The sequence below is a fragment of the Streptomyces sp. NPDC043996 genome, assembly GCF_056435225.1.
In genome coordinates, this window is record NZ_JBWKEY010000005.1 from 263,293 (window position 1) to 288,481 (window position 25,189).

A 25,189-nucleotide genomic window follows, 5' to 3' on the forward strand; every position below is an offset into this window, starting at 1 on the left:
GCGCTCGTCCTCAAACGCCGGACGGGCTTGGATCGTCGTGCTGGCGCGTTCGTCTTCAAGCGCCGGACGGGCTGACTGCGCACGGCCGTGGCTGAGGCAGTTCTAGCCCGTCCGGCGTTTGAGGACGAGCCGCGGAGCGGCGATCGAACCGGTCAGACGCCCACCGCGCGGACCGCCTTGCGGGCCGCGACCAGGACCGGGTCCCAGACCGGGGAGAACGGCGGGGCGTAGCCGAGGTCCAGGGCCGTCATCTGCTCCACCGTCAGGCGCGCCGTCAGCGCGACCGCCGCGACGTCGACGCGCTTGGCGGCCCCCTCACGGCCCACGATCTGCACCCCGAGCAGCCGCCCCGTGCGCCGCTCCGCCAGCATCTTCACCGTCATCAGGGCCGCCCCGGGGTAGTACCCGGCCCGGCTGGTGGACTCGATCGTCACCGCCTCGTACCGCAGCCCCGCCGCCCGCGCGTCCTTCTCCCGCAGCCCGGTGCGCGCGATCTCCAGGTCGCACACCTTGCTCACGGCCGTGCCCACCACGCCCGGGAACGTCGCGTAACCCCCGCCCACGTTCGAGCCGATGACCTGGCCGTGCTTGTTGGCGTGCGTGCCGAGCGCGATGTGCCGCGTCTGCCCCGACACCAGGTCGAGGACCTCCACGCAGTCGCCGCCCGCCCAGATCGCCCCGTCCGCGAGGGGGCCGCGCACCCGCATCGCCAGGTCGGTGAGCAGCCCGCCGTGCTCGCCGAGCGGAAGGCCCGCGGCCCGCGCGAGCCCCGTCTCGGGCCGGACGCCGATCCCGAGCACCACGACGTCCGCCGGGTACTCGGCGTCCTCGGTGGCCACCGCCCGCACCCGCCCGTCCTCGCCCGTGAGGATCTTGGTGACCTCGGCGTCGTTCACCATCGCGATGCCCAGGCCCGTCATCGCGTCCCCGACGAGCCGCCCCATGTCCGCGTCGAGCGTGGACATCGGCTGCTCGCCGCGGTTGACCACCGTGACCTCATAGCCGCGGCGCAGCAGCGCCTCCGCCATCTCCACGCCGATGTAGCCCGCGCCGATCACCACGGCACGGCGGCCCTCGGTGCCCGCGAGGGTGTCAAGGAGGGCCTGGCCGTCGTCCAGCGTCTGCACCCCGTGCACGCCCGGCGCGTCGATGCCGGGCAGCGGCGGCCGCAGCGGCCGCGCGCCGGTGGCGATCACGAGCTTGTCGTACGCCGTCCACTCCTCGGCGCCCGAGGCGAGGTCCCGGGAGCGCACCCGGCGCCCGGCCGGGTCGATCTCCGTCACCTCTGTTCGCATCCGCAGATCGATCGCGCGGGCCCGGTGCTCTTCGGGCGTCCGCGCGATCAGGTCGTCGCGCTCGGACACCTCGCCGCCGACCCAGTAGGGGATGCCGCACGCCGAGAAGGAGGTGAAGGAGCCGCGCTCGAACGCGACGATCTCCAGTTCGCCGGGCGCCTTGAGCCTGCGTGCCTGTGACGCGGCGGACATGCCCGCCGCGTCGCCTCCGATGACCACCAGTCGTTCGCTCATGCGTCCCACGCTACGTCGCCGGTCAACGGCCCAGGAGCACGGGCGCGTTGCCCGACGCCCACCCCCGTGGCGTCGGACAACGCACCCCACCGGAACGGTCAGTCACCGTCCGGAGTGTGAGGGGCCGCGGGGGCCCGCTGGGGCGGCGCGGGCACCGGAGCGGCCTCAGGCGCGGCCGACGGCGCCGCCGCCCGGCCCGCGCCCGGCCGCCGCGTCCGCCCCCAGCGCAGCCACGCGAAGGCGAGGACCGCCGCGCCCGCCACGAACGGCAGCGCCGCGCCCAGCGCCACCGACACCCAGCGCAGCATCGTCACGAACGCGTCCCAGCCGCCGCTCGCCGCGTCCACGAACGTCGGCTCGTCGCCCCCGCCGTCGCCCCCGCCCCCGCCCGAGGGGGACTCGGTCAGCGTGAGCGTGATCGTCGCGAGCGCCGTGCGGTCCTTGAGCGAGGCCTGCCGCGCGAGCAGCGCCTCCAGGTCCGCCTGACGCGTGCTCAGCTCGCCCTCCAGGGACACGATGTCGCTGATCTTCGTGGCCTTGTCCATCAGGACCCGCACCCGCGCCACGCTCGCCCGCTGCGTCTTGATCCGGCTCTCGACGTCGACGACCTCCTCGGTGACGTCCTCGGCCTTGGCGCTGCGCTCCACGAGCCTGCCGGTGCCCTCCAGGTCGTCGAGGACCCCCTCGTACCGCTCCTGCGGGACGCGCAGCACCACCCGCGAGCGCTCCCGGCCGCGCCCGTCGCGGTCCGTGGTCTCGTCGCCGACCAGGCCGTCCGCCTCCTCGGCCGCCGCGCGCGCCCGCTCAAGGGCCTTCGGCACGTCCTTGACGCGCACGGTCAGCGTCACGGTGCGGATGACGTGCGGGCCCTCGGGCCGGAAGTCCTTGGGCGGCCGCTTGGCCTTGCCGCCCGCCTGCCCGCCCTCGCGCGCGGCGCCCTCGTCGCCCTGGGCCACGTCCGCGCCGCTGTCACCGGCCGCCGCCCGCTCGGGCCGGGCCGCGCCCTTGCCGCCGCCGTCGTCGCTCCCGCCCCCGCCGCACCCCGCGAGCGCGAGCGCGCCCGCGAGCAGCGCGACGGCAAGGGCCCGCGCGCCCCCGCCCCGCGCCGTCTTCTTCGATGCCCCGCCCGTCCCCATCCCGTACCCCCGAGCTCGTCGTGGCTGTGCCCCTACGACGGCCGAGGCGCCCGTCTCGTTCGGCCCCGACGGTTCCGAAGCGGTTCCGGCGAGGTCACGGGCGGGACTCGGCCCGGCGGGACACCGCCGCCCGGGCCGCGGGGCCGTCTGAGACAGTGGGGGCATGCGCGCAGCGGACACCCATACAGGTCAGGGGCACGGCGGACAGCGGACCCGGGTCGTGGTCGTGGGCGGCGGCATCGCCGGACTCGCCGCCGCGCACCGGGCGCTCGAAACGGGCGCCCGCGTGACCGTCCTGGAGGCCTCCGGCCGCGTCGGCGGCAAGCTCCTGCCCGGCGAGATCGAGGGCGCCCGCGTCGACCTCGGCGCCGAGTCGATGCTGGCGCGCCGCCCCGAGGCGGTCACCCTCGCCCGCGAAGTGGGCCTCGCCGACGCGCTCCAGGCGCCCGCCACGGCGAGCGCATCGCTGTGGACGCGCGGCGCCCTGCGCCCCATGCCCAAGGGCCATGTGATGGGCGTGCCCGGCGACCCGTCGGCGCTCGCCGACGTGGTGTCCGATGAGGGCATCGCGCGCATCGCGCGGGACGCGGAGCTGCCGCCCACCGACGTCGGCGAGGACATCGCCGTCGGGGAGTACGTGGCGGCGCGCGTCGGCCGCGAGGTCGTCGACCGCCTGGTGGAGCCGCTGCTCGGCGGGGTGTACGCCGGGGACGCCTACCGCCTGTCGCTGCGCATGGCCGTGCCCCAGCTGTACGAAGCCGCCCGCGCCCACGCCTCCCTGCTCGACGGGGTGCGCGCGCTCCAGGAGCAGGCCGCCGCGCGGCAGCGGACGGGCCCGGTGTTCATGGGCATCGAGGGCGGCGTGGGCCGGCTGCCGCTGGCCGTCGCGGACTCCGTGCGCGCCCGCGGCGGCGAGATCCTCCTGAACAGCCCCGTGCACGGCCTGCGCCACGCGGGAGCCGACGGCTGGGAGGTGCTCGTCGACGACGCCCTGATCGAGGCGGACGCCGTGGTGCTCGCCGTACCGGCCCCGCACGCGGCCCGGCTCCTGGGCGACGCCGCCCCCGCGGCCGCCGCCGAGCTGCGCGCCGTCGAGTACGCCTCCATGGCCCTGATGACCCTCGCCTACCGGCGCGCCGACGTGGACCTGCCCGAGGGCAGCGGCTTCCTCGTGCCGCCCGTGGACGGCCACACCATCAAGGCGTCCACGTTCGCCTCCCAGAAATGGGGCTGGATCGCCGCCGAGAACCCCGGCCTGTGCGTCCTGCGCACCTCGGTGGGGCGCCACGGCGAGGAGAAGGAATTGGAGCGTGACGACAGCGAGCTGATCGACGTCTCGCGCGCGGACCTGCGCGCCGCCGTCGGCCTCACGGCCCGGCCCGTCGCCGCCCGCGTCACCCGCTGGCACGACGGACTGCCCCAGTACCCCGTCGGCCACCACGCGCGCGTGGCCCGCGTCCGCGCACACGTGGGGCGCCTGCCCGGCCTCGCGGTGTGCGGGGCCGCGTACGACGGCGTGGGCATCCCCGCCTGCGTGGCCAGCGCGTACGCGGCGGTCGACCAGCTGGCGGGGGACCTCGCGGGCGTCGCGGAGCTCACCGCCCACCCGGTGCGGAGCCTGCACGGCGGCGCGGGAGAATAGCCCCATGAGTGACGACGCCCCCGCCAAGATCCCCAACGCGGGCAAGAAGGCCAAGGACCTCAACGAGGTCATCCGCTACACGCTGTGGTCGGTCTTCAAGCTCCGCGACGCCCTTCCCGAGAGCCGCCTCGGCTACGCGGACGAAGTCCAGGAGCTGTTCGACAAACTCGCGTCCCAGGACGTCACGGTCCGTGGCGTCTACGACGTGTCCGGGCTCCGGGCCGACGCCGACGTCATGATCTGGTGGCACGCGGAGACCAGCGACGAGCTCCAGACCGCGTACAACCTCTTCCGCCGCACCAAGCTCGGCCGCGCCCTGGAGCCGGTGTGGTCGAACATGGCGCTGCACCGCCCCGCCGAGTTCAACAAGTCGCACATCCCGGCGTTCCTCGCCGACGAGACGCCCCGGAACTACGTGAGCGTCTACCCCTTCGTGCGCTCCTACGACTGGTACCTGCTGCCCGACGAGGACCGCCGCCGCATGCTCGCCGACCACGGCAAGATGGCCCGCGGCTACCCGGACGTGCGCGCCAACACCGTCGCCTCCTTCTCGCTCGGCGACTACGAGTGGCTGCTCGCCTTCGAGGCCGACGAGCTGTACCGCATCGTCGACCTCATGCGCCACCTGCGCGCTTCCGAGGCCCGGATGCACGTACGTGAGGAAGTGCCGTTCTACACCGGCCGCCGCAAGTCCGTCGCGGACCTCGTGGACGGCCTCGCCTAGGACCGCGCGACCGCCGCGCCCCGGCCCGGGGCGCGGCGGCTCAGCGGCTCAGCGGCGCGGCAGGGCCGCCCGGGGCCAGACCCCGGCCCGCTCGGCCGGGGCCGCCGCCCGCGCGCCCGACAGGGGACCTGGCTCCGGGTGCGGGCCGCACTCGGCGTCCGCGTCCGGCAGCCGCCCCTCCAGCAGGTACGCGTCCATGTGGGCGTTCACGCAGGCGTTCGGGCCGCCCGCGATGCCGTGGGTGCCCGCGCCGCGCTCGGTCACCAGGACCGAGCCGCCGAGCCGGTCGCGCAGTTCAAGGGCGCCCGCGTACGGCGTCGCCGCGTCCCGTTCGGCGGCCAGGATCAGCGTCGGCGGCAGCGCGGTCGCCGGTGCCCACACGTCCACCGGCTCCTGCCGGGGCGCGGGCCAGTAGGCGCACGGCAGGTTCATCCAGGCGTTGTCCCACGTCTCGAACGGGGCTTCACGCGCCAGGTCGGTGTTGTCGTGGTCCCACACCCGGAAGTCGGTGGGCCAGGCGGCGTCGTTGCACTGGACCGCGGTGTACACGGCGTTGCCGTTCTCGTCCTCGGCGGCCGCCGCGGGCCGCGGCCCGGCCTGCTCGACGAGCGGCCGCGGATTGCCCTTGAGGAACTGCGACAGGGCCGTGGCCCGCATCGGCCAGTAGTCGTCGTAGTACCCGGCCTGCAGGAACGCCGAGTGCAGCTGGTCGGAGCCGACCGTGCCGCCCGCGGGCTTCCGCGTCACCGCCGCCCGCACCTTCTCGTACGCGCGCAGCACGTCCTCGGGCGTCGTGCCCAGGCGGTACGTCTTGTCGTGCTTGGCCACCCAGGCGCGGAAGTCCGCCCAGCGCCGCTCGAAGGCGGCGGACTGGTCGAGGTTGTTGGCGTACCAGATCTGGTCCGGGTCCGGGTTGACGGCCGAGTCGAAGACCATGCGGCGCACGTGCGTCGGGAACAGCGTCGCGTACACGGCGCCGAAGTAGGTGCCGTACGAGGCGCCCATGTACGTGAGCTTCTCCTCGCCGAGGGCGGCGCGCAGGACGTCCAGGTCGCGGGCGTTGTTCAGGGTGGTGTAGTGCCGCAGCGCGTCCCCGGTCCGCTCGGCGCAGCCGCGCGCGTAGGCCTTCGCCCGCTCGACGCGCTCGGCCTTGTCGGCGGCGTCAGGGACGACCGGCGACTGCGTGGGCGCCTTCGTGAATTCCTTGGGGTCCTGGCAGGACAGCGGCGCGGAGCGGCCGACGCCGCGCGGGGCGTAGCCGATGAGGTCGTAGGCGGCCGCCAGGCGCTGGAACTCCGGCAGGCCCCGCACCAGCGGGAAGTACATGCCGGACGCGCCGGGTCCGCCCGGGTTGAAGACCAGCGAGCCCTGCCGCGCGACCTCGTGCCCGCCGTGGCGGCCGCTCGCCTCGGCGCGGCTGACGGTCAGGGAGATCCGCTCGCCGTCGGGGCGGGCGTAGTCGAGCGGGACGGTGACGGTGCCGCAGCGCACCGACGGCGGCAGGCCCTCCGCGGCGGGACAGGCGCCGAAGCGGATCCCGGCGGCCGCGGCGCGCGCGGCGGCGACGGCGGTGCCGTGCGCCTCGGGGACGGGGGACGTCTTCGAGCTGGTGGAGGCGGCGGGGGAGCCGTCCGCGGGGGCGGCGACGAGGGCGGTCAGGACCAGGGATCCGGCGGTGGCGTACAGGGCGGCGGCTACGGCTCTCATCGCTGTGGGGTGTCCCTTTCGTGCGGCTCAGGGCCGGGGGTGACGCGCGCAGGCGCGGTCAGATGTGATGAAAGGGATGATTCGCCCGTGGTCTCGCCAGGTAAAGCACCGGCCCGCCGGTGTCGGCTCAATGACCCCCTTGGCCTGTCTCGTGGCCCGTCTCGCGGTGGCCGTCCAGGTTCGGGTCCCGGTGCGAGAGCGCGGCCCGCAGGCCCGGGTCGTTGAGCGCGCGGACGCCGCGCACGGCCACGGCGGTCAGTCCGTCGCGCGAGGGCAGCGCGCCGAGCAGCCGCTGCCCGGCGGGCGAGGCCCAGCGCGTGACCGGGACCTCGAAGCGGGCGATGGCCAGGCAGCTCAGGGTCAGCACGAGCGGCAGCGCGAACCAGGCGGCCACCGGCAGGCCGCCGCCGCGCGCCTGCCCGGGAAGGAGCGTCGCGCAGCCGCCGAGCACCGCCACGGCGGCCGCCGCGGCCCGCACCTGCCGGGCTGCGCCCGCGATGCCCGACCAGGCGCCGTCCGGCACGGCGAGCCCCGCGGCGACCAGGCGGTCGGCGAGCACCCGCACGGCGTCGGCGGCGGCCGCCGCCCGGCGCACCGGCGCTATCCGCGACTGCCCGCCGGGGCCGATGGCGCCCAGCACGGACCGCTCCATCTCGTCCCCGGCGACGGGGTCGACGACGGTCGCCCAGCCCGTGTGCGCGAGCAGCAGCCGGCGCCGCCGCGCCATCGACACGAGCGTCACGTCGGCCACCCGCGCGGGCCCGCCGGACAGGAACGCCGCCTCGTAGAGCGTGAGCTGGCGCGCCTGGTGGGCGCCCTTGGCCTCGGCGGCGGCGGCCCGCACGGCGGCCACGCACAGCCGCCCGCAGGACACGGCGGCGAGGGCGCAGGCGAGAAGCAGCAACGGAAGCCAGACCATGCGGCCGTTTCTATGTGAAGGCCTTGTGACGGCGCCACCGGGTTTCCAGGATGTGGACGCCCTCCGCGCCGGTCAGGGGCCGGGGCGCGGGGGAGGCTTGGGCCGGGAGACGGCGGGCGGCAGGGAGAACTCGGGGGTCGGTGTGACGGGGGTCGCGGGCGGAGGGGAGCCGTCCACCGGGCCCGGCGGCGCGGGCGAGCGGGTCACGGGCCCGGGCGCCGCGGAGGCGGCCGCGCGGGCCAGGGCGTCGAAGTCGACGAGCCCGGTGGCCTCCAGGACCTTGATGTGGTCGAGGACGGTGGTGTTGGCGTCGTCGGCGAGCGCCCGCACCAGGGAGTTGCGGGTGCTGGCCCGGACCTCCGCGACGATGGCGAACACCTTGCCGTGCGCGAGCCGCAGCACGTTCGCGAACGCCGTGTCGTACGCGGCCCCGCGCGCCGCGCTCAGCTCGGCGAGCCAGCGCCGCTGCTGGGCCGTGGGCTGGCTGGGCAGTTCGAGGCGGAGCGCGGCGGCGACCTCGCGCACGCGCGCGTCGAGGAACGTGTGCCCCTCCACGAGGTGCTCGCCCGCGGTGTGCACGGCGCGGCTCGTGCCGCGCTCCTCGGCCTGCTGCCCTGCGGGCAGCTCCCACAGGCCCGCGAGGCGCACCTTGGTGATGAAGTCCCGGTCGAGCGCGGACAGCGGCCCGAACTCGGTCGACACGGTCTGCGCCTTGAGGGCGTCGAGACCGGTGCCGGAGCGGTCGTCGTAGGACCAGACGGGAAAGGCCAGGGCGGCCAGGGTGGCGACGAGCCCCGCGAGGACGAGGCCGTTGCCGGTGATGAATCGGGATCGCGTGATGAATCGGGATCGCATGACGCCTCCTGTAGCGCCACCGCACGCTAGTGCGTGCCGGAGGGCCGCGGCGCCGCCTGAGCGCGCCGCGTACGTCAACGTCCGTACGATCCCGCGGACTTGGATCGGTCGCGCACGCCCGCGGGATGGTGGAGGGGCCGGTGAAGGGCCCTGGGGGCGGGGCGCGTACGCGGCGCTCCGCCCACCCGGGAGAGCGGGGAGCGTGACGCCCGGCCACGCTCCCGCCCCAGCCGTTGTTCCTGTGCCGGGCCTCAGTCGCCGCCCCCGCCGCCCCCGCCGCAGCCGCCCCCGCAGCTCGATCCGCAGCCCCCGCCGCCGTTGCAGCCGCCTCCGCTGCCGCAGCCGGAGCCGCGCCCGCCGCCCTCGCCGTCGCGGTTCGCGGCGCCGCAGCTGGCACCGCCGCAGCCGGAGTCGCCCGCGCACCAGGTGATCGGCTCACCGGTCCACACGGCGAGGGGGCCCGGGTGCGCCGAGGACGCGGAGACCGGGACGGTCGGCGGGTGGCCCACCCGCAGCCGGCGCGCCGTAGTGAACTCCTTGCGCAGGTCGGCGTCCTGAATGCCGCGCAGCCCGAGCACGGCCACCTGGTGGGCCGCGCCGAGGTCCTGCTTGCGGGTGCGGACGCGGTGCAGCTTCAGCGCGAACCGGCCCTTCGCGGTCGCCCGGTCCCTCGCGGCCCGCGAGCAGAGCACGCCGATGACGATGCCGGGCACCACGAGCAGGAACGCCGCATCGGGCACGACGGGGTCGGAGGGCCCGTTCGAGACCGTCGTCTCGATGAGCAGGCCGAGCGGTACGACCGCGACGCACAGGAGCGCGAAGGCGAAGGCCCGGCGCCGCCAGGGGCGCATCGGCCCGGGCGGCACCATCAGGCCGCGGGCGGTCAGCGCGTCCCCGAGCGCCTGCACGGCCGGGGCCCGCATCACGGCGGCGCGCAGCCAGTTGAGGGCGCCGCTGGGCGCGGCGGCGTACGTGGCGAGCACCGCGTGCTCCACCGGGTGCCGGGCGTAGGCCCCCGGGGCGACGCCGACGACACCGGGGTGCGCGATGGCGACGTGCCCCGCCTCCCGCAGCGCGGCGAGCGCGGCGTCGGCCACCCGGCCGGGGCCGCCCGCGAGGAACGCGGCCTCATACGCGTCGTCCAGGGAGCCGGCCGGGGTGATCCCGGCGAGGCGCCCGGAGCGACGCCGGGCGACGGCGACGCCGATCACCAGCACCGCGCAGAAGGCGGCGAGGAACAGGAAGTAGGCGACCATGAAGGCCTCGGCGGCCTCGTGCTGCGGGGTCGCTAGGTGCGTGACGTGGCTGTGCGTGACGTGACTGGCTGGTGTGTGCCGCATGACATGGGTCCCCCGTGAAGCGCCCGGCCGCCAGGGCCGGACGAGATGTGATCGAAGTGATGCCGCTCGTGCGGCGGCCCGCGCACCGGACCGGTGGGACCCGCGCGGCCCACGCCCCGGGGGCGCGCCGCCGGGCCCGCCCCCGCCCCTAGGCTCTGCGCAGCGCGAAGCGCGCCGCTCGCAGCCAGCGGGTGACCGGGCGTCCTTCCAGAGGCTTGGGGCCCGAGCGGTCCAGCCACCAGCGGGTGAGGCGGCCGCGCGCGTCGGCGTCCTCGGGGCGGCCCGCGAGCAGCAGGTGCTCGGCGAAGTTCAGGGCGTCGCGCCGGTATCCGGCGGTCATCGGGCGGTGCGCGGCGTACGCGAGGAAGTCCTCGCGGTAGCCGGGCCCGAGGATCTCCGGCAGCTCAGGGGCGACCTTCGCCACCACGTCCGCCCGCTTGGCGGCGAGCGCCCGGCTCTGCACCGCGATCCTGGCCCGGTCGAAGCCCTCCGGCGCGGGCGTCCCGGCCACGAGGGCCGACAGGAGCGAGGCCTGGGCCAGGGCGACGCGCTCGCGGACGGCGGGCGGGGCGGGCTCCACGCGGGCGGGCCGCTCGGCGGCGGCCGCGGGCGGGGCGGCCGTCGTCACCGTGGCGCGGATCGCGGCCAGCTCCCGCTCCAGCTCCCCGGGTTCGGGGAAGTTCTCGTCGCGCTCCAGGAGCACGCCCGGCGGCGCGGTGCGCGCGGCGAGTTCGGCGAGCACGTCGAGGACGGCCTGGGGCACCGGGTGCGCGTGGCTGTCGTGCCAGACCCCGTCCCGCTCGAAGCCGCCCGCCACGTGCACGTACGCGATGGCCTCCACGGGCAGCTCGGCGAGCGCCTTGGCGGGGTCCTCGCCGCGGTTGACGTGGTTGGTGTGCAGATTGGCGACGTCGATGAGCAGCCGTACGCCGGTCCGCTCCACCAGCTCGTACAGGAACTGCCCCTCCGTCATCTCCTCGCCGGGCCAGGAGACCAGGGCGGCGATGTTCTCCACCGCCAGCGGCACGGGCAGGGCGTCCTGCGCGGCGCGCACGTTCTCGCACAGCACCGCGAGCGCGTCCCGGGTGCGCGGCACCGGCAGCAGGTGGCCCGCCTCCAGCTGCTGGGTCGCGGTCAGCGGACCACCGGCCCGTACGAACGCGATGTGCTCGGTGACCAGCGGCGCGCCCAGGGCCTCCGCACGCTCCGCGAGCGCGGAGAGCCGGTGCTCGTCGGGCCGGTCGGCGCCGCCGAGCCCCAGGCCGACGCCGTGCGGCACGACCGTGACGCCGCGCTCGCGCAGCCGAAGCAGCGCCTCGGGCAGATGCCCCGGGCAGACGTTCTCCGCCACGACCTCGACCCAGTCGACGCCGGGCATGCGCTCCACGGCGTCGGCGATCTCCGGTCGCCAGCCGATCCCCGTACCCAGTCGCACCATGATTCCCCCCGGTTCCTCGGATGCTCTCGCCATCCTCCTTCGACGCCGGTGTCATGACCGTGACCGGGGTGCCCGAACCTTCTGATCAGCGGATTCAGAGCTACATTTGAGGTTCGGGACGATCGGTGTTCACGGTCCCTGGAGGCCCGGGCGATGGCCGTGAGGTGCCCGAGACATCGCCGGTGGGGCCCGCGGGGTCGGGCCGCGGGGGCGCGTCGCCGCCGGGCGGCGGCGGTCCTGTCGGGCTCGCCGTGGAGTTCGCGGCGTTGCCGTCCGCGATCGCGTCGAAGTCGACGAAGCCGGTGCCTTCGAGCATGGTGATGTGGTCGAGGACGGTCTGGTTGGCGTCCGTCGCCAGCTGGCGCACCAGCGAGTTGCGGGTGCTGTCCCGGACCTGGGCGACGAGGCTGAACACCTTGCCGTGCGCGACCCGCAGCAGGTTCGCGAACTTGCGCGGGTAGGTGTCGCCGCGCGCCCGCGTCAGCTCCCGCAGCCAGCCCTGCTGCTGCTCGTTCGGCTGGTTGGGCAGCTCCACGCCGAGCTGCGAGGCGACGGAGCGCACCCGCTCGTCCAGGTCGGTGTGGCCGACGATCAGATGGTCGCCCGCCTCCTTGACGGCCTTGGTCGGCGCCCGCTCCACGGCCTGCTGCCCGGCCGGGATCTCCCACAGACCGGCGAGCCGCACCCGCACCAGGAAGTCCCGGTCGGTGGCCGAAAGCGGGCCCCAACGCGTCGACACGCTCCCGGCGTTGAGGTTCGCCTCGCCGGTTCCCGAGCGGTCCGCGTACGACCACACGGGGAAGGCAAGGGCGCCGACGGTGACGACGAGGGCCGCGACGATCAGAGCCGTGCCGTTGATGTGCTTGATGGGCATGGTGCGCCGCAACAGTGCCTCCCGGGCCGCTCCTGGACCCCCGTCCAAGCCAGTTGGTGGTACGGGAAGGTACGGGAGGCGCGAGGGGCGCGTTCAGGGGTATGCGGGGGTGTGACCGGAGTCACCCCTCACATCAGGGGCGCGGCTCGGTCACGTATCGGCCACGAAGCGCCCCGGAAGCCGAACGCGGCGTACACGCCGACTCCACAATTGGTGGCCCGCGTACCGCACTTGGGGGGCACCACCATGCACGGGAAAGCCGGCGCCGCGCTGCTCGCCGCGGCCGTCCTCACCACCGCGCTCACCGCCTGCGGCGACGGCGACGGCAAGCCGCGCCCGGCCGTCACGGTCACCGAGACGGTGACGGCGAGCGGCACCCGGGAGGTCCCGACGCATCCCCCGAAGTCCACCCCGGAGCCCTCCGGGATGCCCGGCGCGGACGGACGGGACGCGCGCGGCGACGGCACGTGGAAGCTCACCGAGACCGCCGTCTACGACAACGGCACCGAGGTCTCCCTGTCCCGCTTCGCCCGCGGCGTCTCCAGCGCGTACGCGGCGCCGGAGAACACCCCGTACGTCGCCTTCACCCTGAAGCTCAAGAACGGCACTGGCAAGGTCGTCGACGTCGGCGATCTTTCGGTCCTGTGCCAGTACGGCACCGCCGCGCGGGACGGCGAGGAGATCTTCGACAGCGAGCGCGGCCTCCACGGACCGCCCCGCACCCATCTGCGCCCCGGCCGCGCCATCACCGCCCGGGTGGCCTGCGAACTGCCCAAGTCCCAGACGTACGTGCAGATCGAGGTCACCCCGGACTACGCGATGGAAGCGGTGGTCTTCGGCGGGAACGTCAAGTAGCCGTGTCAGTGGCGGGGCAGCGGGCAGAGGCGGCGGCCGCCCTCGGCGACGACGGTCGGGCCCGGGGCGATCTCCGTGAAGCCCGCGTCCCGCACCACCGGCAGGCCGCTGGCCGTCAGCTCGCGCCACAGCGGCGGCGTCGCGGTGCGCACCGCGAGGGGGAAGCCCGCGTCCCGCCAGGCCGCGCGGTCCTCGCCGGACAGCTCCCACCACGCCAGCTGCGCGCCGTGGCCCGCCTGCGCCATCGTCTTGCCCGCCGACATCGTGACCTCGGGGTTCAGCCACAGGACCGGGGCGTCCGGGTCCGGGGGCAGCGGCGGCTCGGGGTCGTCGAGCTCCGTGCCCGAGACCTGGAGCTTGACCAGGTCCTTGGGCCAGCCGTCCAGCGGCACCGGCGGATAGACGCGGACCTCCGCCGCGGCGCCGCCCACCGTGATGCCGTCGAGCGCCTCCGCGCGGCGCCACTCCGCGCCCCGCGCCCTGCGCACCACCTTGCGGATGCGGGCGTCCTGCCAGTCCCGCATCGCCCGCGCCCACACGCCTTCGCCGTGCGCGCGCTCGTCGCTGAGGATCGTCAGGACCGCCCGCGCCGCCGTCTCCAGGGCGTCCGTACGGGCCGGGGGAGCGCCGCGCTCGATGCGGGCCACCAGCGGCAGCACGAACTGCGGCGCCTCGTCCCGCGCGGAGGGCTCGGCACGGAAGGGGCTGTGGGCCTGGGGTTCGTAAGCGGTCACCCGTCCAGTCTGCCAGGGCGCTGATCAGCCCTTTCCGGACGGTCCCCGGGCCTCGCCCCGGGCGCGGGCGGCGCCGATCTGCTCCGAGACCCGGACCAGGCGGAAGCCGCGGGCGCGCAGCTCGGGCACGATGCGGCGGACCGCGCGCTCCGTCGCCGGGGCCGCGCTGTGGGTGCAGTGCAGGACCACCACCGAGCCCGGGCGCACCCCCGCCAGGACCTGCCGCGCCACCGCGTCCGGGTCCGTCGCGAACGCGTCGCCGCCCACCACGTCCCACTGCACCGCCGTGACCCCGCCCGGCGCGAGCGCCCGCAGCGCCGCGCGGTCGTGGCAGCCGCCGGGGAAGCGGAAGTACGGCACCGGGCGCCGGACGCCCGCGCGGCGGAACGCGGTGAACGCGCGCTCCACGTCGGCGCGCATGCGGGCGCGGGGCAGGGTCGGCAGGCCGTAGCAGTTCCCCGTGAAGGCGTAGTGGCTGTACGAGTGGTTGGCCACCTCGAAGAGGGGGTCCCCGCCGATGGCCCGTGCCTGGTCCGGGTACTGCTCGGCCCAGCGGCCCGTCATGAAGAACGTCGCCGGGACCTTCAGGCGGCGCAGGGTGGCGACGAGGGCCGGGTTGTCGAAGCGTTCGCCCGCGGTGGCCCGGGGGCCCTGGTCGGCGGTCATGTCGGCGTCGAAGGTGAGCGCCACGGTGTCGCCCCCCGTGCGGGGGGCGTTCTTGAAGACCGGGGTCAGGCCCTGGGGGCCGGGGGCCAGGGTGGGGGGTGGGGGTGGGGGTGTGGGGCTCGTGGTGGCGGCGGGTGGGGGTGGGGGTGTTGCCGGGATGTTGGTGGGGGTGGAGCAGGCGGTGAGGGTGGCGGTGGTGAGGGCGAGGGTGGTGGTCCACCTCTGGGTGCGGGTGATCACGGAGGGGACGGTATCTGGATATGGGCGGTAAATCGGGTAAGTGGTGGGTGTCCCTCGCGGTGCGCCCCAGGCCCGCCCCTTCCCGAAACCGGGGCTGCCGCCCCGGGCCCCGCTCACAAGCATGGGCGCTTCGCGCCTCGTCCTCAAACGCCGGACGGGCTGGATCTCGCGCTTCGTTTGGAGTGGTGGGCGCCGTGTGTCATCGTCCTGGGGGCGTCCATCGGCGCCCTGGTGACTGCTAGGAGTGACTGCGCGTCGATGTCCGACATCAGCTGGACCGAGCCCTCGGGGCCGGAGTCCGGGGCCACTCGCGGGGCCCGTTGGCATTCCGAGAGCGGGATGGCCGCTCCCCGCAAGGTGGCCGTCGCGGACGACCGGACGCGGGCCGACCTCGCGTACCGCCTGGCCTGTGAGGGCACCGCGCTGCTGTGGCGCGGGGACTACCAGGGTGCCCGGCAGCTCCTGAAGGCGCTGGGGCGGCGCCTGGACCGGCTTTCGCCGAAGCCGGGGTCCACCCCGGCCGAGACGTTCCACCGGCACCGCCAGGCGCGCGGACACCGCGCCCGGGTGCTCGGCATGCTCCTGGTGGTCCTGGAGGACGACCACGGCCTCGCTCTGCGCCGCGCCCCGGACGTCCGGCAGGCCTGCGCGGAGGCCTACGGCCCGCCCCAGGGCCGCACCGCCGTCTCGCTGCGCGAGCTCCTCGGCGTCATCGGCGCCCACGAATGGCGCAAGAACGGCGTGGAGATCCCGGCCGCAGGCGGCCGTATCCACCCGCACTACGGGGTGTTCTCGCCGGTCAGGGGCGAGTACGTCGACTTGGTCGCCGCGGCCCCGCTGCCCGCGCCCGCGCGGGGCGCCACCGGCACCGCCTTCGACCTCGGCACCGGCACCGGCGTCCTCGCCGCGGTCCTCGCCCACCGGGGCGTCGGCCTGACCACGGCCACCGACAGCAGCCCGCGCGCCCTGGCCTGCGCCCGGGACAACGTGGAGCGGCTCGGGCACGGCGGGCACGTTGACGTGGTGGACGGCGGCGCGCTGTATCCGGCCGGGCGGGCCGGGCTCGTCGTGTGCAATCCGCCCTGGCTCCCGGGGCGGCCGACCTCCGCGGTCGAACAGGGCGTGTACGACCCGGACAGCGCCATGCTGAAGGCCTTCCTCGCGGGGCTCGCGGACCATCTGGAGCCCGGCGGCGAGGGCTGGCTGATCATCTCCGACCTGGCCGAGCACCTGGGCCTCAGGACCCGGCAGGAACTCCTCGACGCCTTCGAAGCGGCCCGCCTGCGCGTCCTGGACCGGCACGACGCCAAGCCCCGCCACCCCCGCGCCTCCGACGCCAGCGACCCCCTGCACGCCGCCCGCGGCGCCGAAGTCACATCGCTGTGGCGGCTCGCCCCCGCCGACTAGCCGGTCAGCCCTCGGCCAGCAGCCGCCGACGGCACTCCGCCACGTCGAAGTCCGCCTTCGGATAGCGCGGGTCGAGCGCCTCCAGGTGCTCCAGGAGCAGCGTGCTGACCGCCCAGTTGCGGTACCACTTGCGGTCGGCGGGGATCAGGTACCAGGGGGCCGACGGCGTCGAGCAGCGCTCTAGGGCCAGCTCGTACGCCTCCTGGTAGGCGGGCCACAGCGCCCGCTCGGCGATGTCGCCGGGGTTGAACTTCCAGTGCTTGTCGGGGTTGTCGAGGCGCTCCAGGAGGCGGCCGCGCTGCTCCTCGTATGAGATGTGCAGGAAGCACTTGACGACCGTCACGCCGTCGTCGGCTAGGGACTGCTCGAAGCGGTTGATCTGGCCGTAGCGGCGGCCCAGCTGGCTGCGCGGCACGAGCTCGCGGACGCGGGCGATGAGGACGTCCTCGTAGTGCGAGCGGTCGAAGATGCCGATCTCGCCGGCCTTGGGCAGCGCCTGCGCGATCCGCCACAGGAACGGGTGGCTCAGCTCCTCGGGCGTGGGCGCCTTGAACGCCTTGATGCGGCAGCCGGACGGGTTGAACAGGCCGATGACGTGCTTGACGGTGCCGCCCTTGCCGCTGGTGTCCATCCCCTGCAGGACCAGCAGGAGGCGCCGCCGCTCCCCTTGCGTGCTGGCCGCGTACAGCCGCTCCTGGAGGTCCGCGAGACGTTCACCCAGACGGGCGGTCGCCAGGAGCCCGTCCGCCTTGCCGGAAGGACCGCCGGGCGTGGCCCGGGCGTCGTACGAGGAGAGGTCGATCCGGTCGCCCTCGGGCATCCGCAGCAGGTCGGAGAGGCGGGCGGCGGCCTTTCCGGGTTTCGTGGGCTTCCCGGGCTTCCCGGGCTTCCCGGGCTTCTTCGGGTTCCTGGACTTCGCCACCGCGCACCCCTTCCGGTTCCTCCCCTGATCCTGCGTCCGGGGAGGAACCGGCGCTACTCGTAGGGCACGGGGGTCACTCGTGCCAGGGGCCCGTCACCGCGAACGTCGTTCCGGGCGTGTAGCAGTTCACGTACATCGTGCGGTGGTCGGGCGAGAAGGTGACGCCCGCGAACTCGCCCCACTCGGGTTCCTCAGGGGTGCCGATGTCCTTGGCGTTGCGGGCCATCGCGTAGACCCGGCCGCCGCGCGTCACGCCGTACACGTGCTGGGCGCCGCCGCCGTCCTCGCACACCATCAGGCCGCCGCTCGGGGCCAGGCAGATGTTGTCGGGGGACTCGCCGGGCAGCTGGACGTCGGTGTCCGGGCCGAAGACGATCACCAGGGTGAGGCAGCGGCGCGCCGGGTCGTAGCGCCAGACCTGGCCGTAGTGGTCGCCCGCCGAGCCCTCCGTTCTGCGCGCGTAGCTCGACACGAAGTAGACGCAGCGGCCGCCCCAGTAGCAGCCCTCCAGCTTCTGGGCGTGGGTGATGCCCTTCGGGCCGAAGTCCTGGTGGCGGATGGGCGTGGACACCGCGAGCGGGTCCGGTACGTCGACCCACTCGACGCCGCGGAAGGACGCGCCGGGCTCCTGGACCGCCGACAGGTCGGGGACGCCGGGCACCCGCATCGCCTGGAGGCGGCCGCCCGCCCGCAGGGAGCCGCGGCCGCCCTCGGGGCGGTCCGGCAGGAAGCGGTAGAACAGGCCGAACGGCTTCTGGAACGCGTCCTCCGTCTCGTACACCACGCCGCGCCACGGGTCGACCGCGACCGCCTCGTGCTGGAAGCGGCCCATCGCCGTCAGCGGCACGGCGCCGGTGCGGCGCGGGTCGACGGGGTCGACCTCGAAGATGAAGCCGTGGTCCTTGGTGTAGCCGTTCGTGCCGGCCTTGTCCTCGGTCTCCTCGCAGGTCAGCCAGGTGCCCCACGGCGTCGGCCCGCCCGCGCAGTTGACGGCGGTGCCCGCGATGGCGACGCGCTCGCCGGTGACGTCGCCCCGGTGGTCGAGCGCGAGCGCCGTACAGCCGCCCTTGGCGGCCGGGTCGTAGGTCAGTCCATCGACGGTCGGCACGCCGATCTTCGCGGTGACGCGGTTCTCGTGGTTGCGCACCAGGTGCACACCGCCGCGGCGGCCGCGGAAGGCGGCCATGCCGTCGTGGTTGCTGGGCACCCTGCCCTCGCCGGAGCGCAGCGGGTCGCCCTCGCGGGAGAGGACCTTGTAGCGGAAACCTTTAGGCAGATCGAGCAGGCCCTGGGGGTCGGGCACGAGCGGGCCGTAGCCCGCCTTGCCCTGGGCGGCCGCGGTCGCGGTCCCCGCGAACAGTTCGGACAGGGCACCGGTGAACGCGATCGACGCGCCCAAGGCGCCGGTGCGGGCGAGCACTTGACGTCTGGTCGCGCTGGGTCGTGTGTCGGACATACGGGCAACCTCCTGCTGGCGGACAGGAACATGACCCGCATGTGTGTACCACGCGACTCAGTCGCGCACGAGCCCCTTGGCGTCCCTGGCCAGCGCCGTAAGCCGCGAAATCGCCCGGAAGTACTTCTTCCGGTAACCGCCGTTGAGCATGTCGTCGCCGAAGAGACGGTCGAAGGGGACGCCGGAGGCCAGCACCGGCACCTCGCGGTCGTAGAGCCGGTCGGCGAGCACCACCAGGCGCAGCGCGGTCGACTGGTCCGGCACCGGGGTGACGTCGGTCAGGCAGACCGCCTTGAGGCCGTCGGTCAGCGCGCCGTACCGGCTCGGGTGGACCCGCGCCAGGTGGTCGAGCAGGTGCGGGAAGTCGTCCAGGCTCGCGCCCTCGGTGGCGTACGCGGCCTTGGTGACCTGCTCCTCGGTGTACGGCGCCGGGGCCTCGGGCAGCCCCCGGTGGCGGTAGTCGTCGCCGTCGATGCGCAAGGCCTTGAAGTGCGCGGAAAGGCCCTGGATCTCCCGCAGGAAGTCGGCGGCGGCGAACCGGCCCTCGCCGAGCTTGCCCGGCAGCGTGTTGGAGGTCGCGGCGAGCGCCACGCCCGCGTCGACGAGCTTGCCGAGCAGCGTCGACACCAGGACCGTGTCGCCCGGGTCGTCCAGCTCGAACTCGTCGATGCACAGCAGGCGGTGGCCGCTGAGGGTCTTGACCGTCTGCTGGAAGCCGAGCGCGCCGACCAGGTTCGTCAGCTCCACGAAGGTGCCGAAGGCCTTCAGCGCGGGCTCGGCCGGGGTGGCGTGCCACAGGGAGGCGAGCAGATGGGTCTTGCCGACGCCGTAGCCGCCGTCCAGATAGACGCCCCGGGGGCCACTCGGGGCGGCGGGCTTGGCCCGCTGGAACCAGCGGCGCTTGCCGGAGCCGCTCGCGTGCGCCCCGCCGAGACCGCCCGCGAAGGCGCTCAGGACCCCGACGGCCGCGGTCTGGCTCGGCTGGTTGGGGTCCGGGATGTACGTGTCGAAGCGGACCGCGTCGAAGCGCGGCGGCGGCACCATCTCGGCGACGAGACGGTCCGCGGGCACGCGCGGCTCGCGGGCGCACAGGGACGAGGGGCCCGCTTCGGGTATGGCGCTCTGCCCGGGGGCAGCGGTGGTGGCTGACACGGTTCTCCACTGTAGGCCTGATCAGCGCCGTGTAAGACTGCCGGGCATGCGACGCCTGTTCCCTGTGACCGACCACACAGCCGATTCCAGCGCGGATTCCAGGGCTGGTTCCCGTGCTGATTCCGGTACCGGTTCCGGTACCCCTCAGGGGGACCGCGAGTGGACCCTGGACGAGCTCGCCGACGCGTACGCCTACCCGCCCGCGGCCGACCGCCCCCGCGGCGCCTGGCTGCGCGCCAACATGGTCTCCACGCTCGACGGCGCCGCCCAGCACGACGGCCGCTCCCAGCCCATCTCCGACGCCACCGACATGCGGATCTTCGGTACGTTGCGGGGCCTCGCGGACGTGGTCGTCGTGGGGGCCGAGACGGTACGCCAGGAGGGTTACCGCCCGGCCCGCGCGCGGGAGGCCTTCGCCGGGCGGCGCGCGGCCGCGGGCCAGGCCCCCGCGCCCGCCATCGCCGTGGTCAGCGCCGGGCTCGACCTGGACTACACGCTGCCGCTGTTCACCTCGCCCCTGACGCCCACGCTCGTGGTGACCGGCGCGGGGGCGCCCGCCGACCGCGTCCGGGCCGCGCGCAAGGCGGGCGCCGAGGTCGTGATCGCCGGTGACGGGGCCGCGGTGGAGCCCGAGCGGGCCGTGCGGGAGCTCGCCGAGCGGGGGCTCACGCGGCAGCTCACCGAGGGCGGGCCGCGGCTGCTCGGCCAGTTCGTGGCGGCGGGCGCGCTCGACGAGCTGTGCCTGACGGTCTCCCCGATGCTCACGGCGGGCGGGGCGCAGCGTATCGCCGGGGGGCCCGGGGTACCCGTACCCGCACGGTTCGCACTGGTGTCCGTACTGGAAGAGGCCGGGTTCCTCTTCACCCGATACCGTCGGTCCTGAGAATCGGCGGAATCCACCGTTCCGTTTCGCTTCGGCGGGGCACACTAAAGTGCGCAGCCCCCGTCCAGGCGCGGGGCAGGATGGTTTCCGCAGGGGCCTTTGCCACGGCCCACGGAGGAGAAGGGCGCCTGTCGTGTTCACAAGCGTATTGATGATCGAGAAGGCCCTGACGTCCGCCGACGTGGAGTTCGTGACCACCTTGCACGGCGACGAGCCGGTCACCTTCCACGTGCTCCTGCAGCCCCGCGGCGACCAGGCGGACCGCCTGCTGCGGGCGATCGACGACGTCGCGCTCGGCGAGTTCGACGAGGCCGCGCGCGAGGGGAGCGTGCCCGAGGGGGCCGCGGCCGTCGAGCCCGGCGAGCAGGCCCTGGCCGTGTCCCTCACCGCCCTGCGGGCGGCGGGCGGCAGGGCCGAGGGCAGGCTCATCGAGGACCACCCGCTGGACGCGCTGCGTGAGCTCGTGGACGCGGCGGGGGCGGATGAGGTCATCGTGCTCACCGACCCCCACTACGTGGAGGAGTTCTTCCACCGGGACTGGGCCTCGCGGGCGCGGCACAAGGTGGGGGTGCCGGTGCTGAAGCTGTTCTCCCACGCTGAGCCGTAGCCGCCGCGCTCGGCCTCGCCCGGCGGGCCCCGCTTTCGCGCTGCGCGCTCGTCCTCAAACGCCGGACGGGCTGAAATACCCGCGCTTGCGCGCTTGTCCTCAAACGCCGGACAGGCTGGATCACCGCGCTGCGCGCTTGTCCTCAAACGCCGGACGGGCTGAAATACCCGCGCTTGCGCGCTTGTCCTCAAACGCCGGACAGGCTGGATCATCGCGCTTGCGCGCTTGTCCTCAAGCGCCGGACGGGCTGGATCACCGCGCTTCGCGCTTGTCCTCAAACGCCGGACGGGCTGAGTATCCGCGCCGCGTGCTCGTCCTCAGGTGGTGAGGTGGGGACAGTAGGGTGGGGGCCGCTAACGTCACCGCAGCTTCGGAGAGAATTCGTATGGCATCCGGCCTTCCCACCGCCATGGACCGACCGCACTTCATCGGCATCGGCGGCGCCGGGATGTCGGGCATCGCGAAGATCCTCGCCCAGCGCGGCGCCCAGGTCGCGGGCAGTGACGCCAAGGACTCCGCGACCGCCGACGCCCTGCGCGCGCGCGGCGCGGCCGTGCACATCGGGCACGCGGCGGCGCACCTGGCCGACGACGCCAGCTGCGTCGTCGTCTCCTCCGCGATCCGCGCCGACAACCCGGAGCTGGCCCGCGCCGCCGAGCTCGGCATCCCGGTCGTGCACCGCTCGGACGCGCTTGCCGCGCTGATGGAGGGCGCGCGCCCGCTGGCCGTGGCCGGTACGCACGGCAAGACGACCACCACGTCCATGCTCGCGGTCAGCCTCGCCGCGCTCGGCCTCAGCCCGTCGTACGCCATCGGCGGCGACCTGGACGCGCCCGGCTCCAACGCCGACCACGGCACCGGCGAGATCTTCGTCGCCGAGGCGGATGAAAGCGACCGCAGCTTCCACAAGTACGCGCCCGAGGTCGCCATCGTCCTCAACGTGGAGCTCGACCACCACGCCAACTACGCGTCCATGGACGAGATCTACGAGTCCTTCGAGACGTTCGCCGACCGAATCGTGCCCGGCGGCACGCTGGTGATCTCCGCCGACCACGAAGGCGCCAGGGAGCTCACGCGACGCCTGGCGAAGAAGCCGTCCGGGCCGCGCGTCGTCACCTACGGCGAGGCCGCCGACGCCGACGTGCGCGTCACGGACGTGACCCCCAAGGGCCTCAAGAGCGAGGTCACCGCCGTCCTTGACGGCACCGAGCTGCGCTTCGCCGTCTCCGTCCCCGGCCGCCATTACGCGCTCAACGCGGTCGCCGCGCTCGCCGCGGGCGCCGCCCTCGGCATCCCCGCCGCCGAGCTGGCCCCCGCCATCGCCTCGTACACCGGCGTCAAGCGCCGCCTGCAGCTCAAGGGCGAGGCCGCGGGCGTCCAGGTCATCGACTCCTACGCGCACCACCCGACGGAGATGACCGCCGACCTGGAGGCCATGCGCGGCGCCGCCGCCGAGAGCCGCCTGCTCGTCCTCTTCCAGCCGCACCTGTTCTCGCGCACCCAGGAGCTCGCCACCGAGATGGGCGCGGCCCTGGCCCTCGCCGACGCCTCCGTGGTGCTCGACATCTACCCCGCGCGCGAGGACCCGATCCCCGGTGTGACCAGCGCACTCATCATCGACGCCGCCCGTGCCGCGGGCGCCGACGTGCGCGCCGCGGCCGACCAGGCCACCGCGCCGGAGCTGATCGCGGGAATGGCCCGCCCCGGCGATCTCGTTCTCACCATGGGAGCGGGCGACGTCACCGACCTCGGCCCGCGGATCCTGGACCACCTGGGCCAGCCGTCCAAGTAAAGGGGATGCGTTCCATGTCGTACGACGTCGACAAGCCCGACGAGCAGTGGCGCGCCGAGCTGACCCCCGCGGAGTACGCGGTGCTGCGTCAGGCGGGCACGGAACCCGCGTTCCGGGGCGAGTACACGGACACGAAGACCGCGGGCGTCTACTCCTGCCGTGCCTGCGGCGCCGAGCTCTTCAGGTCGACCGAGAAGTTCGAGTCGCACTGCGGCTGGCCGAGCTTCTACGACCCCAAGGACAGCGACGCCGTCGAGCTGCTCTCGGACACCTCGCACGGCATGGTCCGCACCGAGGTCCGCTGCGCCCGCTGCGGCTCCCACCTGGGCCATGTCTTCGAGGGCGAGGGCTACCCGACCCCCACGGACCAGCGCTACTGCATCAACTCGATCTCGCTTCGCCTTACCCCGGCCGACGACTAAGCCGCCCCGCGCGAGTAGCGTGGCGGCATGTCAACGGCGGGAGCCGCGCGGCCGGCCGGTGCCAGCTGCCCCGGCTGCGGCGGGCCCGGAGCCGTCGCGGTGGACGAGGCCGCGGGCCCGAGGTCCCTGCGCGGGCGCCTGCGCAAGGCGCCCCTCGCGGCCCGGACGGCACTCGGGCACGCCGCCGAGGGCGCCGTGCTCGTGGCGCTGACGCTCGGCTGGGCCGCCATGGGCGAGCGGCAGGGCAAGCCGCTGTACGTCTTCGGGGCGCTCGCCCTCACCGTGGTGATCGTCGTCGTGACGTCCCTCGTCCTGCGTGAGGACCGGCGGAGGCGCTCCACCGTGCGGGCGGGCGCCGCCCGGGCCGAGCGCCTGTGGCGCCCCGCCCGCTACTGCCCCGGCTGCGACGCGGTGTTCTGCCCCCGCGGCACGCCCTGGCGGGGCCTGCTGACCCCCGAGCAGTTCAAGAAGCTGGTGTGGACCGAGGGCGGGTACGCGGGACAGCTGCCGCCTCAGGACGCGGCACAGGCGGCGCGGGTGCCGCCGGGGACGCTGGCCGGGCGGCTCCCGCCGCGGGGGTGACGTCAGCGGAACGGCACCGTCAGCCACGGGCTGTCCGGGTCGCTCGTCAGGGCCCGGTGGGCGGCGAGCACCGTGGTGTACCAGGCGCCGAACTCCTCCTCGTCGAAGTGCAGACAGCGGCCGAGGACGTAGCCCGCGGAGAACTCCTCCCACGAGCCGTAGGCCTCCTTCGCCGCGGCGGACGCGCGGGTGAGGGCGGACTCCAGCTCCGCGTGGGTCGCGTAGCGGGCGCCGCGGCCCCAGCGGGCCATCTTGGAGGCGCGCCCGACGTCCCACGCGGCCACGGAGGACACCCGGCCGTCCGCGGGCAGCAGACCGTCGGCGCGGAAGCGGGCCTCGTAGCGCAGGACCTTGCCGACCAGGGCGCGCAGCGCCGCCGCGAACTGGTCGAGCTCCGGGTCCTCGCCGGGGCGGTGCGCGGCCCCGGGGCCGCCCGTCGCCGCCACCCGGTCCCGCAGCGCCGCCTCCACACGGCCGCGCCACCGCTCGGGGTCCGCCGCCGGTCCCGCGCCCGCGGCGGCCTCGGCGCGGACGCCGAGCACGAAGTCCCAGTACCAGGGGCTGACTTCGCGGTTCAGGAGGCGCTCCTGCGTCTCGCGCCACTCCTCGCGGTCGCGCACGCCCCACCACTCCTCCAGGCGCGACACCTCGTTGCTGTAGCCCGCGCCGTGCCAGTCGAGGGTGTTCCACGGGTCGCCGTTGGCGTAGCAGAGGTGGGCGCCGCAGGCCAGGCCGTGCAGCAGCGGGCCCGGTGCGGGGGCGCCGGTGCGGCGGGTCTCGACGCGGTCGCCGAGCCGGCCCGGGCGGTGGTGCGCGTCGTGCAGGTCGGCCCAGACCCGCCGCTCCTCGCCGGTGGTCAGGAAGTACTGCTCGCAGGGCGTCTGCGTGTTGACGACCAGGACGTCGACGTCGTCGGGCCAGGCGGCGGCGAGCGTGCCGAGGGTCACGTACTCGTAGACGAGGTCGGGGTGCGGGCGCGGCAGCAGGCCCGCCGTGTAGACCTGCGCGACCCGGCGGCCGTCCGGCACCTCGACGCTGAACAGGGCGGGCGCGTCCGGCCGCGCGGCGACGTCGGTGAGCGGGACCGGGCGGTAGACGCCCGCCACGGCAAGGGCACGCAGATACGTGTATCCGTCGTCGGCCTCCGCCAGCTCGTACAGGTGCTCCTCCAGGTCGGCGGGCGCCCGCCAGGGCGAGCCGTCCTCGGGCGCCGGGACGACGGGGAACACGTCGTCGTGGTACTCGTCTTCGGCTGCCGCGTACATGGCCGTCTGCTCGCTTCCGTGGTCGGGACGCTGCCCGGTCGG

At 74.8% G+C, this 25,189-nt stretch carries 23 protein-coding genes; 9 read left to right on the forward strand and 14 right to left on the reverse strand.

The annotated features are described in order from the left end of the window. Nucleotides 1–152 precede the first annotated feature (152 nt). Together AC07A4_RS15280 and AC07A4_RS15285 are read right to left on the reverse strand one after the other, a co-directional pair. Nucleotides 153–1,529, reverse strand: a complete 1,377-nt coding sequence (locus AC07A4_RS15280) for an FAD-dependent oxidoreductase (RefSeq protein WP_478598005.1) — start codon at nt 1,527–1,529, stop codon at nt 153–155. Between the two features lie 98 nt (nt 1,530–1,627). Beyond that, nucleotides 1,628–2,665: a DUF4349 domain-containing protein gene (locus AC07A4_RS15285; RefSeq protein ID WP_478598008.1), complete on the reverse strand. Its 1,038-nt coding sequence runs from the start codon at nt 2,663–2,665 to the stop codon at nt 1,628–1,630. Between the two features lie 163 nt (nt 2,666–2,828). Here AC07A4_RS15285 and hemG point away from each other — a divergent pair, with 163 nt between their 5' ends. After that, on the forward strand, nt 2,829–4,307 hold the full coding sequence (hemG, locus tag AC07A4_RS15290) for a protoporphyrinogen oxidase (RefSeq protein ID WP_478598010.1): 1,479 nt from the start codon (nt 2,829–2,831) through the stop codon (nt 4,305–4,307). A gap of 4 nt (nt 4,308–4,311) precedes the next feature. Then, nucleotides 4,312–5,031, forward strand: coding sequence for a hydrogen peroxide-dependent heme synthase (gene hemQ / locus AC07A4_RS15295; protein ID WP_478598013.1), 720 nt, complete (start codon nt 4,312–4,314; stop codon nt 5,029–5,031). Between the two features lie 48 nt (nt 5,032–5,079). Here the strand turns inward: hemQ and AC07A4_RS15300 are convergent, their stop codons facing one another. The 6 genes from AC07A4_RS15300 to AC07A4_RS15325 all read right to left on the reverse strand — a co-directional run bounded on the left by AC07A4_RS15300 (nt 5,080) and on the right by AC07A4_RS15325 (nt 12,158). Then, nucleotides 5,080–6,738, reverse strand: coding sequence for an alpha/beta hydrolase (locus AC07A4_RS15300; protein ID WP_478598016.1), 1,659 nt, complete (start codon nt 6,736–6,738; stop codon nt 5,080–5,082). Nucleotides 6,739–6,865: 127 nt separating this feature from the next. Continuing rightward, nucleotides 6,866–7,657, reverse strand: coding sequence for a TIGR04222 domain-containing membrane protein (locus AC07A4_RS15305; protein WP_478598018.1), 792 nt, complete (start codon nt 7,655–7,657; stop codon nt 6,866–6,868). Nucleotides 7,658–7,729: 72 nt separating this feature from the next. Further along, entirely contained in the window at nt 7,730–8,512 is a 783-nt protein-coding gene (locus AC07A4_RS15310; RefSeq protein WP_478598021.1) for a DUF4142 domain-containing protein, read from the reverse strand. 251 nt (nt 8,513–8,763) lie between these two features. Next, a complete protein-coding gene (locus tag AC07A4_RS15315) occupies nt 8,764–9,852 on the reverse strand; it encodes a TIGR04222 domain-containing membrane protein (RefSeq protein ID WP_478598023.1) in 1,089 nt (362 codons plus the stop codon). Between the two features lie 148 nt (nt 9,853–10,000). Next, nucleotides 10,001–11,290, reverse strand: coding sequence for an MbnB/TglH/ChrH family RiPP precursor modification enzyme (locus tag AC07A4_RS15320; RefSeq protein ID WP_478598026.1), 1,290 nt, complete (start codon nt 11,288–11,290; stop codon nt 10,001–10,003). A 100-nt stretch (nt 11,291–11,390) separates the two neighbouring features. Then, a complete protein-coding gene (locus AC07A4_RS15325) occupies nt 11,391–12,158 on the reverse strand; it encodes a DUF4142 domain-containing protein (protein ID WP_478598909.1) in 768 nt (255 codons plus the stop codon). 252 nt (nt 12,159–12,410) lie between these two features. Here AC07A4_RS15325 and AC07A4_RS15330 point away from each other — a divergent pair, with 252 nt between their 5' ends. Then, complete coding sequence (locus AC07A4_RS15330; protein WP_478598029.1) at nt 12,411–13,019, forward strand: hypothetical protein; 609 nt, start codon at nt 12,411–12,413, stop codon at nt 13,017–13,019. A gap of 5 nt (nt 13,020–13,024) precedes the next feature. Here AC07A4_RS15330 and AC07A4_RS15335 read toward each other — a convergent pair whose 3' ends face one another. Beyond that, entirely contained in the window at nt 13,025–13,753 is a 729-nt protein-coding gene (locus AC07A4_RS15335; RefSeq protein WP_478598031.1) for a peptidyl-tRNA hydrolase, read from the reverse strand. A 24-nt stretch (nt 13,754–13,777) separates the two neighbouring features. Then, nucleotides 13,778–14,659 carry a polysaccharide deacetylase family protein gene (locus tag AC07A4_RS15340; RefSeq protein ID WP_478598034.1) on the reverse strand — a complete coding sequence of 294 codons (882 nt, stop codon included), beginning with the start codon at nt 14,657–14,659 and terminating at the stop codon, nt 13,778–13,780. A 258-nt stretch (nt 14,660–14,917) separates the two neighbouring features. Between AC07A4_RS15340 and AC07A4_RS15345 the strand changes: the two genes are divergently transcribed. After that, nucleotides 14,918–16,066, forward strand: coding sequence for a methyltransferase (locus tag AC07A4_RS15345; RefSeq protein ID WP_478598037.1), 1,149 nt, complete (start codon nt 14,918–14,920; stop codon nt 16,064–16,066). Nucleotides 16,067–16,070: 4 nt separating this feature from the next. Here AC07A4_RS15345 and AC07A4_RS15350 read toward each other — a convergent pair whose 3' ends face one another. The 3 genes from AC07A4_RS15350 to zapE all read right to left on the reverse strand — a co-directional run bounded on the left by AC07A4_RS15350 (nt 16,071) and on the right by zapE (nt 19,596). Continuing rightward, complete coding sequence (locus tag AC07A4_RS15350) at nt 16,071–16,886, reverse strand: polyphosphate kinase 2 family protein (RefSeq protein ID WP_478598912.1); 816 nt, start codon at nt 16,884–16,886, stop codon at nt 16,071–16,073. A 175-nt stretch (nt 16,887–17,061) separates the two neighbouring features. Further along, nucleotides 17,062–18,444, reverse strand: a complete 1,383-nt coding sequence (locus AC07A4_RS15355; protein WP_478598039.1) for an alkaline phosphatase PhoX — start codon at nt 18,442–18,444, stop codon at nt 17,062–17,064. 57 nt (nt 18,445–18,501) lie between these two features. After that, on the reverse strand, nt 18,502–19,596 hold the full coding sequence (zapE, locus tag AC07A4_RS15360) for a cell division protein ZapE (protein ID WP_478598042.1): 1,095 nt from the start codon (nt 19,594–19,596) through the stop codon (nt 18,502–18,504). Between the two features lie 46 nt (nt 19,597–19,642). Here zapE and AC07A4_RS15365 point away from each other — a divergent pair, with 46 nt between their 5' ends. From AC07A4_RS15365 to AC07A4_RS15385, 5 genes are all read left to right on the forward strand, one after another. Beyond that, the gene (locus AC07A4_RS15365) at nt 19,643–20,479 is read left to right on the forward strand and encodes a pyrimidine reductase family protein (RefSeq protein ID WP_478598045.1); all 837 of its coding nucleotides are present in this window, start codon (nt 19,643–19,645) and stop codon (nt 20,477–20,479) included. A gap of 133 nt (nt 20,480–20,612) precedes the next feature. Continuing rightward, complete coding sequence (locus tag AC07A4_RS15370) at nt 20,613–21,086, forward strand: indole-3-glycerol phosphate synthase (RefSeq protein ID WP_478598047.1); 474 nt, start codon at nt 20,613–20,615, stop codon at nt 21,084–21,086. A 385-nt stretch (nt 21,087–21,471) separates the two neighbouring features. Then, nucleotides 21,472–22,878, forward strand: a complete 1,407-nt coding sequence (gene murC, locus AC07A4_RS15375; protein ID WP_478598049.1) for a UDP-N-acetylmuramate--L-alanine ligase — start codon at nt 21,472–21,474, stop codon at nt 22,876–22,878. 14 nt (nt 22,879–22,892) lie between these two features. Further along, nucleotides 22,893–23,300, forward strand: coding sequence for a peptide-methionine (R)-S-oxide reductase MsrB (gene msrB / locus AC07A4_RS15380; protein WP_478598052.1), 408 nt, complete (start codon nt 22,893–22,895; stop codon nt 23,298–23,300). Between the two features lie 27 nt (nt 23,301–23,327). Then, nucleotides 23,328–23,882, forward strand: a complete 555-nt coding sequence (locus AC07A4_RS15385) for a hypothetical protein (protein WP_478598054.1) — start codon at nt 23,328–23,330, stop codon at nt 23,880–23,882. Nucleotides 23,883–23,884: 2 nt separating this feature from the next. On the opposite strand, the gene AC07A4_RS15390 is transcribed toward AC07A4_RS15385, so the two are convergent. Next, nucleotides 23,885–25,147, reverse strand: coding sequence for a DUF1266 domain-containing protein (locus AC07A4_RS15390; protein ID WP_478598057.1), 1,263 nt, complete (start codon nt 25,145–25,147; stop codon nt 23,885–23,887). Between the last annotated feature and the right edge of the window lie 42 nt (nt 25,148–25,189).

Bases quoted from the DNA above. Each gene is read 5' to 3' on its own strand.
- AC07A4_RS15280 (WP_478598005.1), bottom strand. From the start codon at position 1,529: ATGAGCGAACGACTGGTGGTCATCGGAGGCGACGCGGCGGGCATGTCC.
- AC07A4_RS15285 (WP_478598008.1), bottom strand. From the start codon at position 2,665: ATGGGGACGGGCGGGGCATCGAAGAAGACGGCGCGGGGCGGGGGCGCG.
- hemG (WP_478598010.1), top strand. From the start codon at position 2,829: ATGCGCGCAGCGGACACCCATACAGGTCAGGGGCACGGCGGACAGCGG.
- hemQ (WP_478598013.1), top strand. From the start codon at position 4,312: ATGAGTGACGACGCCCCCGCCAAGATCCCCAACGCGGGCAAGAAGGCC.
- AC07A4_RS15300 (WP_478598016.1), bottom strand. From the start codon at position 6,738: ATGAGAGCCGTAGCCGCCGCCCTGTACGCCACCGCCGGATCCCTGGTC.
- AC07A4_RS15305 (WP_478598018.1), bottom strand. From the start codon at position 7,657: ATGGTCTGGCTTCCGTTGCTGCTTCTCGCCTGCGCCCTCGCCGCCGTG.
- AC07A4_RS15310 (WP_478598021.1), bottom strand. From the start codon at position 8,512: ATGCGATCCCGATTCATCACGCGATCCCGATTCATCACCGGCAACGGC.
- AC07A4_RS15315 (WP_478598023.1), bottom strand. From the start codon at position 9,852: ATGCGGCACACACCAGCCAGTCACGTCACGCACAGCCACGTCACGCAC.
- AC07A4_RS15320 (WP_478598026.1), bottom strand. From the start codon at position 11,290: ATGGTGCGACTGGGTACGGGGATCGGCTGGCGACCGGAGATCGCCGAC.
- AC07A4_RS15330 (WP_478598029.1), top strand. From the start codon at position 12,411: ATGCACGGGAAAGCCGGCGCCGCGCTGCTCGCCGCGGCCGTCCTCACC.
- AC07A4_RS15345 (WP_478598037.1), top strand. From the start codon at position 14,918: ATGTCCGACATCAGCTGGACCGAGCCCTCGGGGCCGGAGTCCGGGGCC.
- AC07A4_RS15350 (WP_478598912.1), bottom strand. From the start codon at position 16,886: ATGCCCGAGGGCGACCGGATCGACCTCTCCTCGTACGACGCCCGGGCC.
- AC07A4_RS15355 (WP_478598039.1), bottom strand. From the start codon at position 18,444: ATGTCCGACACACGACCCAGCGCGACCAGACGTCAAGTGCTCGCCCGC.
- AC07A4_RS15365 (WP_478598045.1), top strand. From the start codon at position 19,643: ATGCGACGCCTGTTCCCTGTGACCGACCACACAGCCGATTCCAGCGCG.
- murC (WP_478598049.1), top strand. From the start codon at position 21,472: ATGGCATCCGGCCTTCCCACCGCCATGGACCGACCGCACTTCATCGGC.
- msrB (WP_478598052.1), top strand. From the start codon at position 22,893: ATGTCGTACGACGTCGACAAGCCCGACGAGCAGTGGCGCGCCGAGCTG.
- AC07A4_RS15385 (WP_478598054.1), top strand. From the start codon at position 23,328: ATGTCAACGGCGGGAGCCGCGCGGCCGGCCGGTGCCAGCTGCCCCGGC.
- AC07A4_RS15390 (WP_478598057.1), bottom strand. From the start codon at position 25,147: ATGTACGCGGCAGCCGAAGACGAGTACCACGACGACGTGTTCCCCGTC.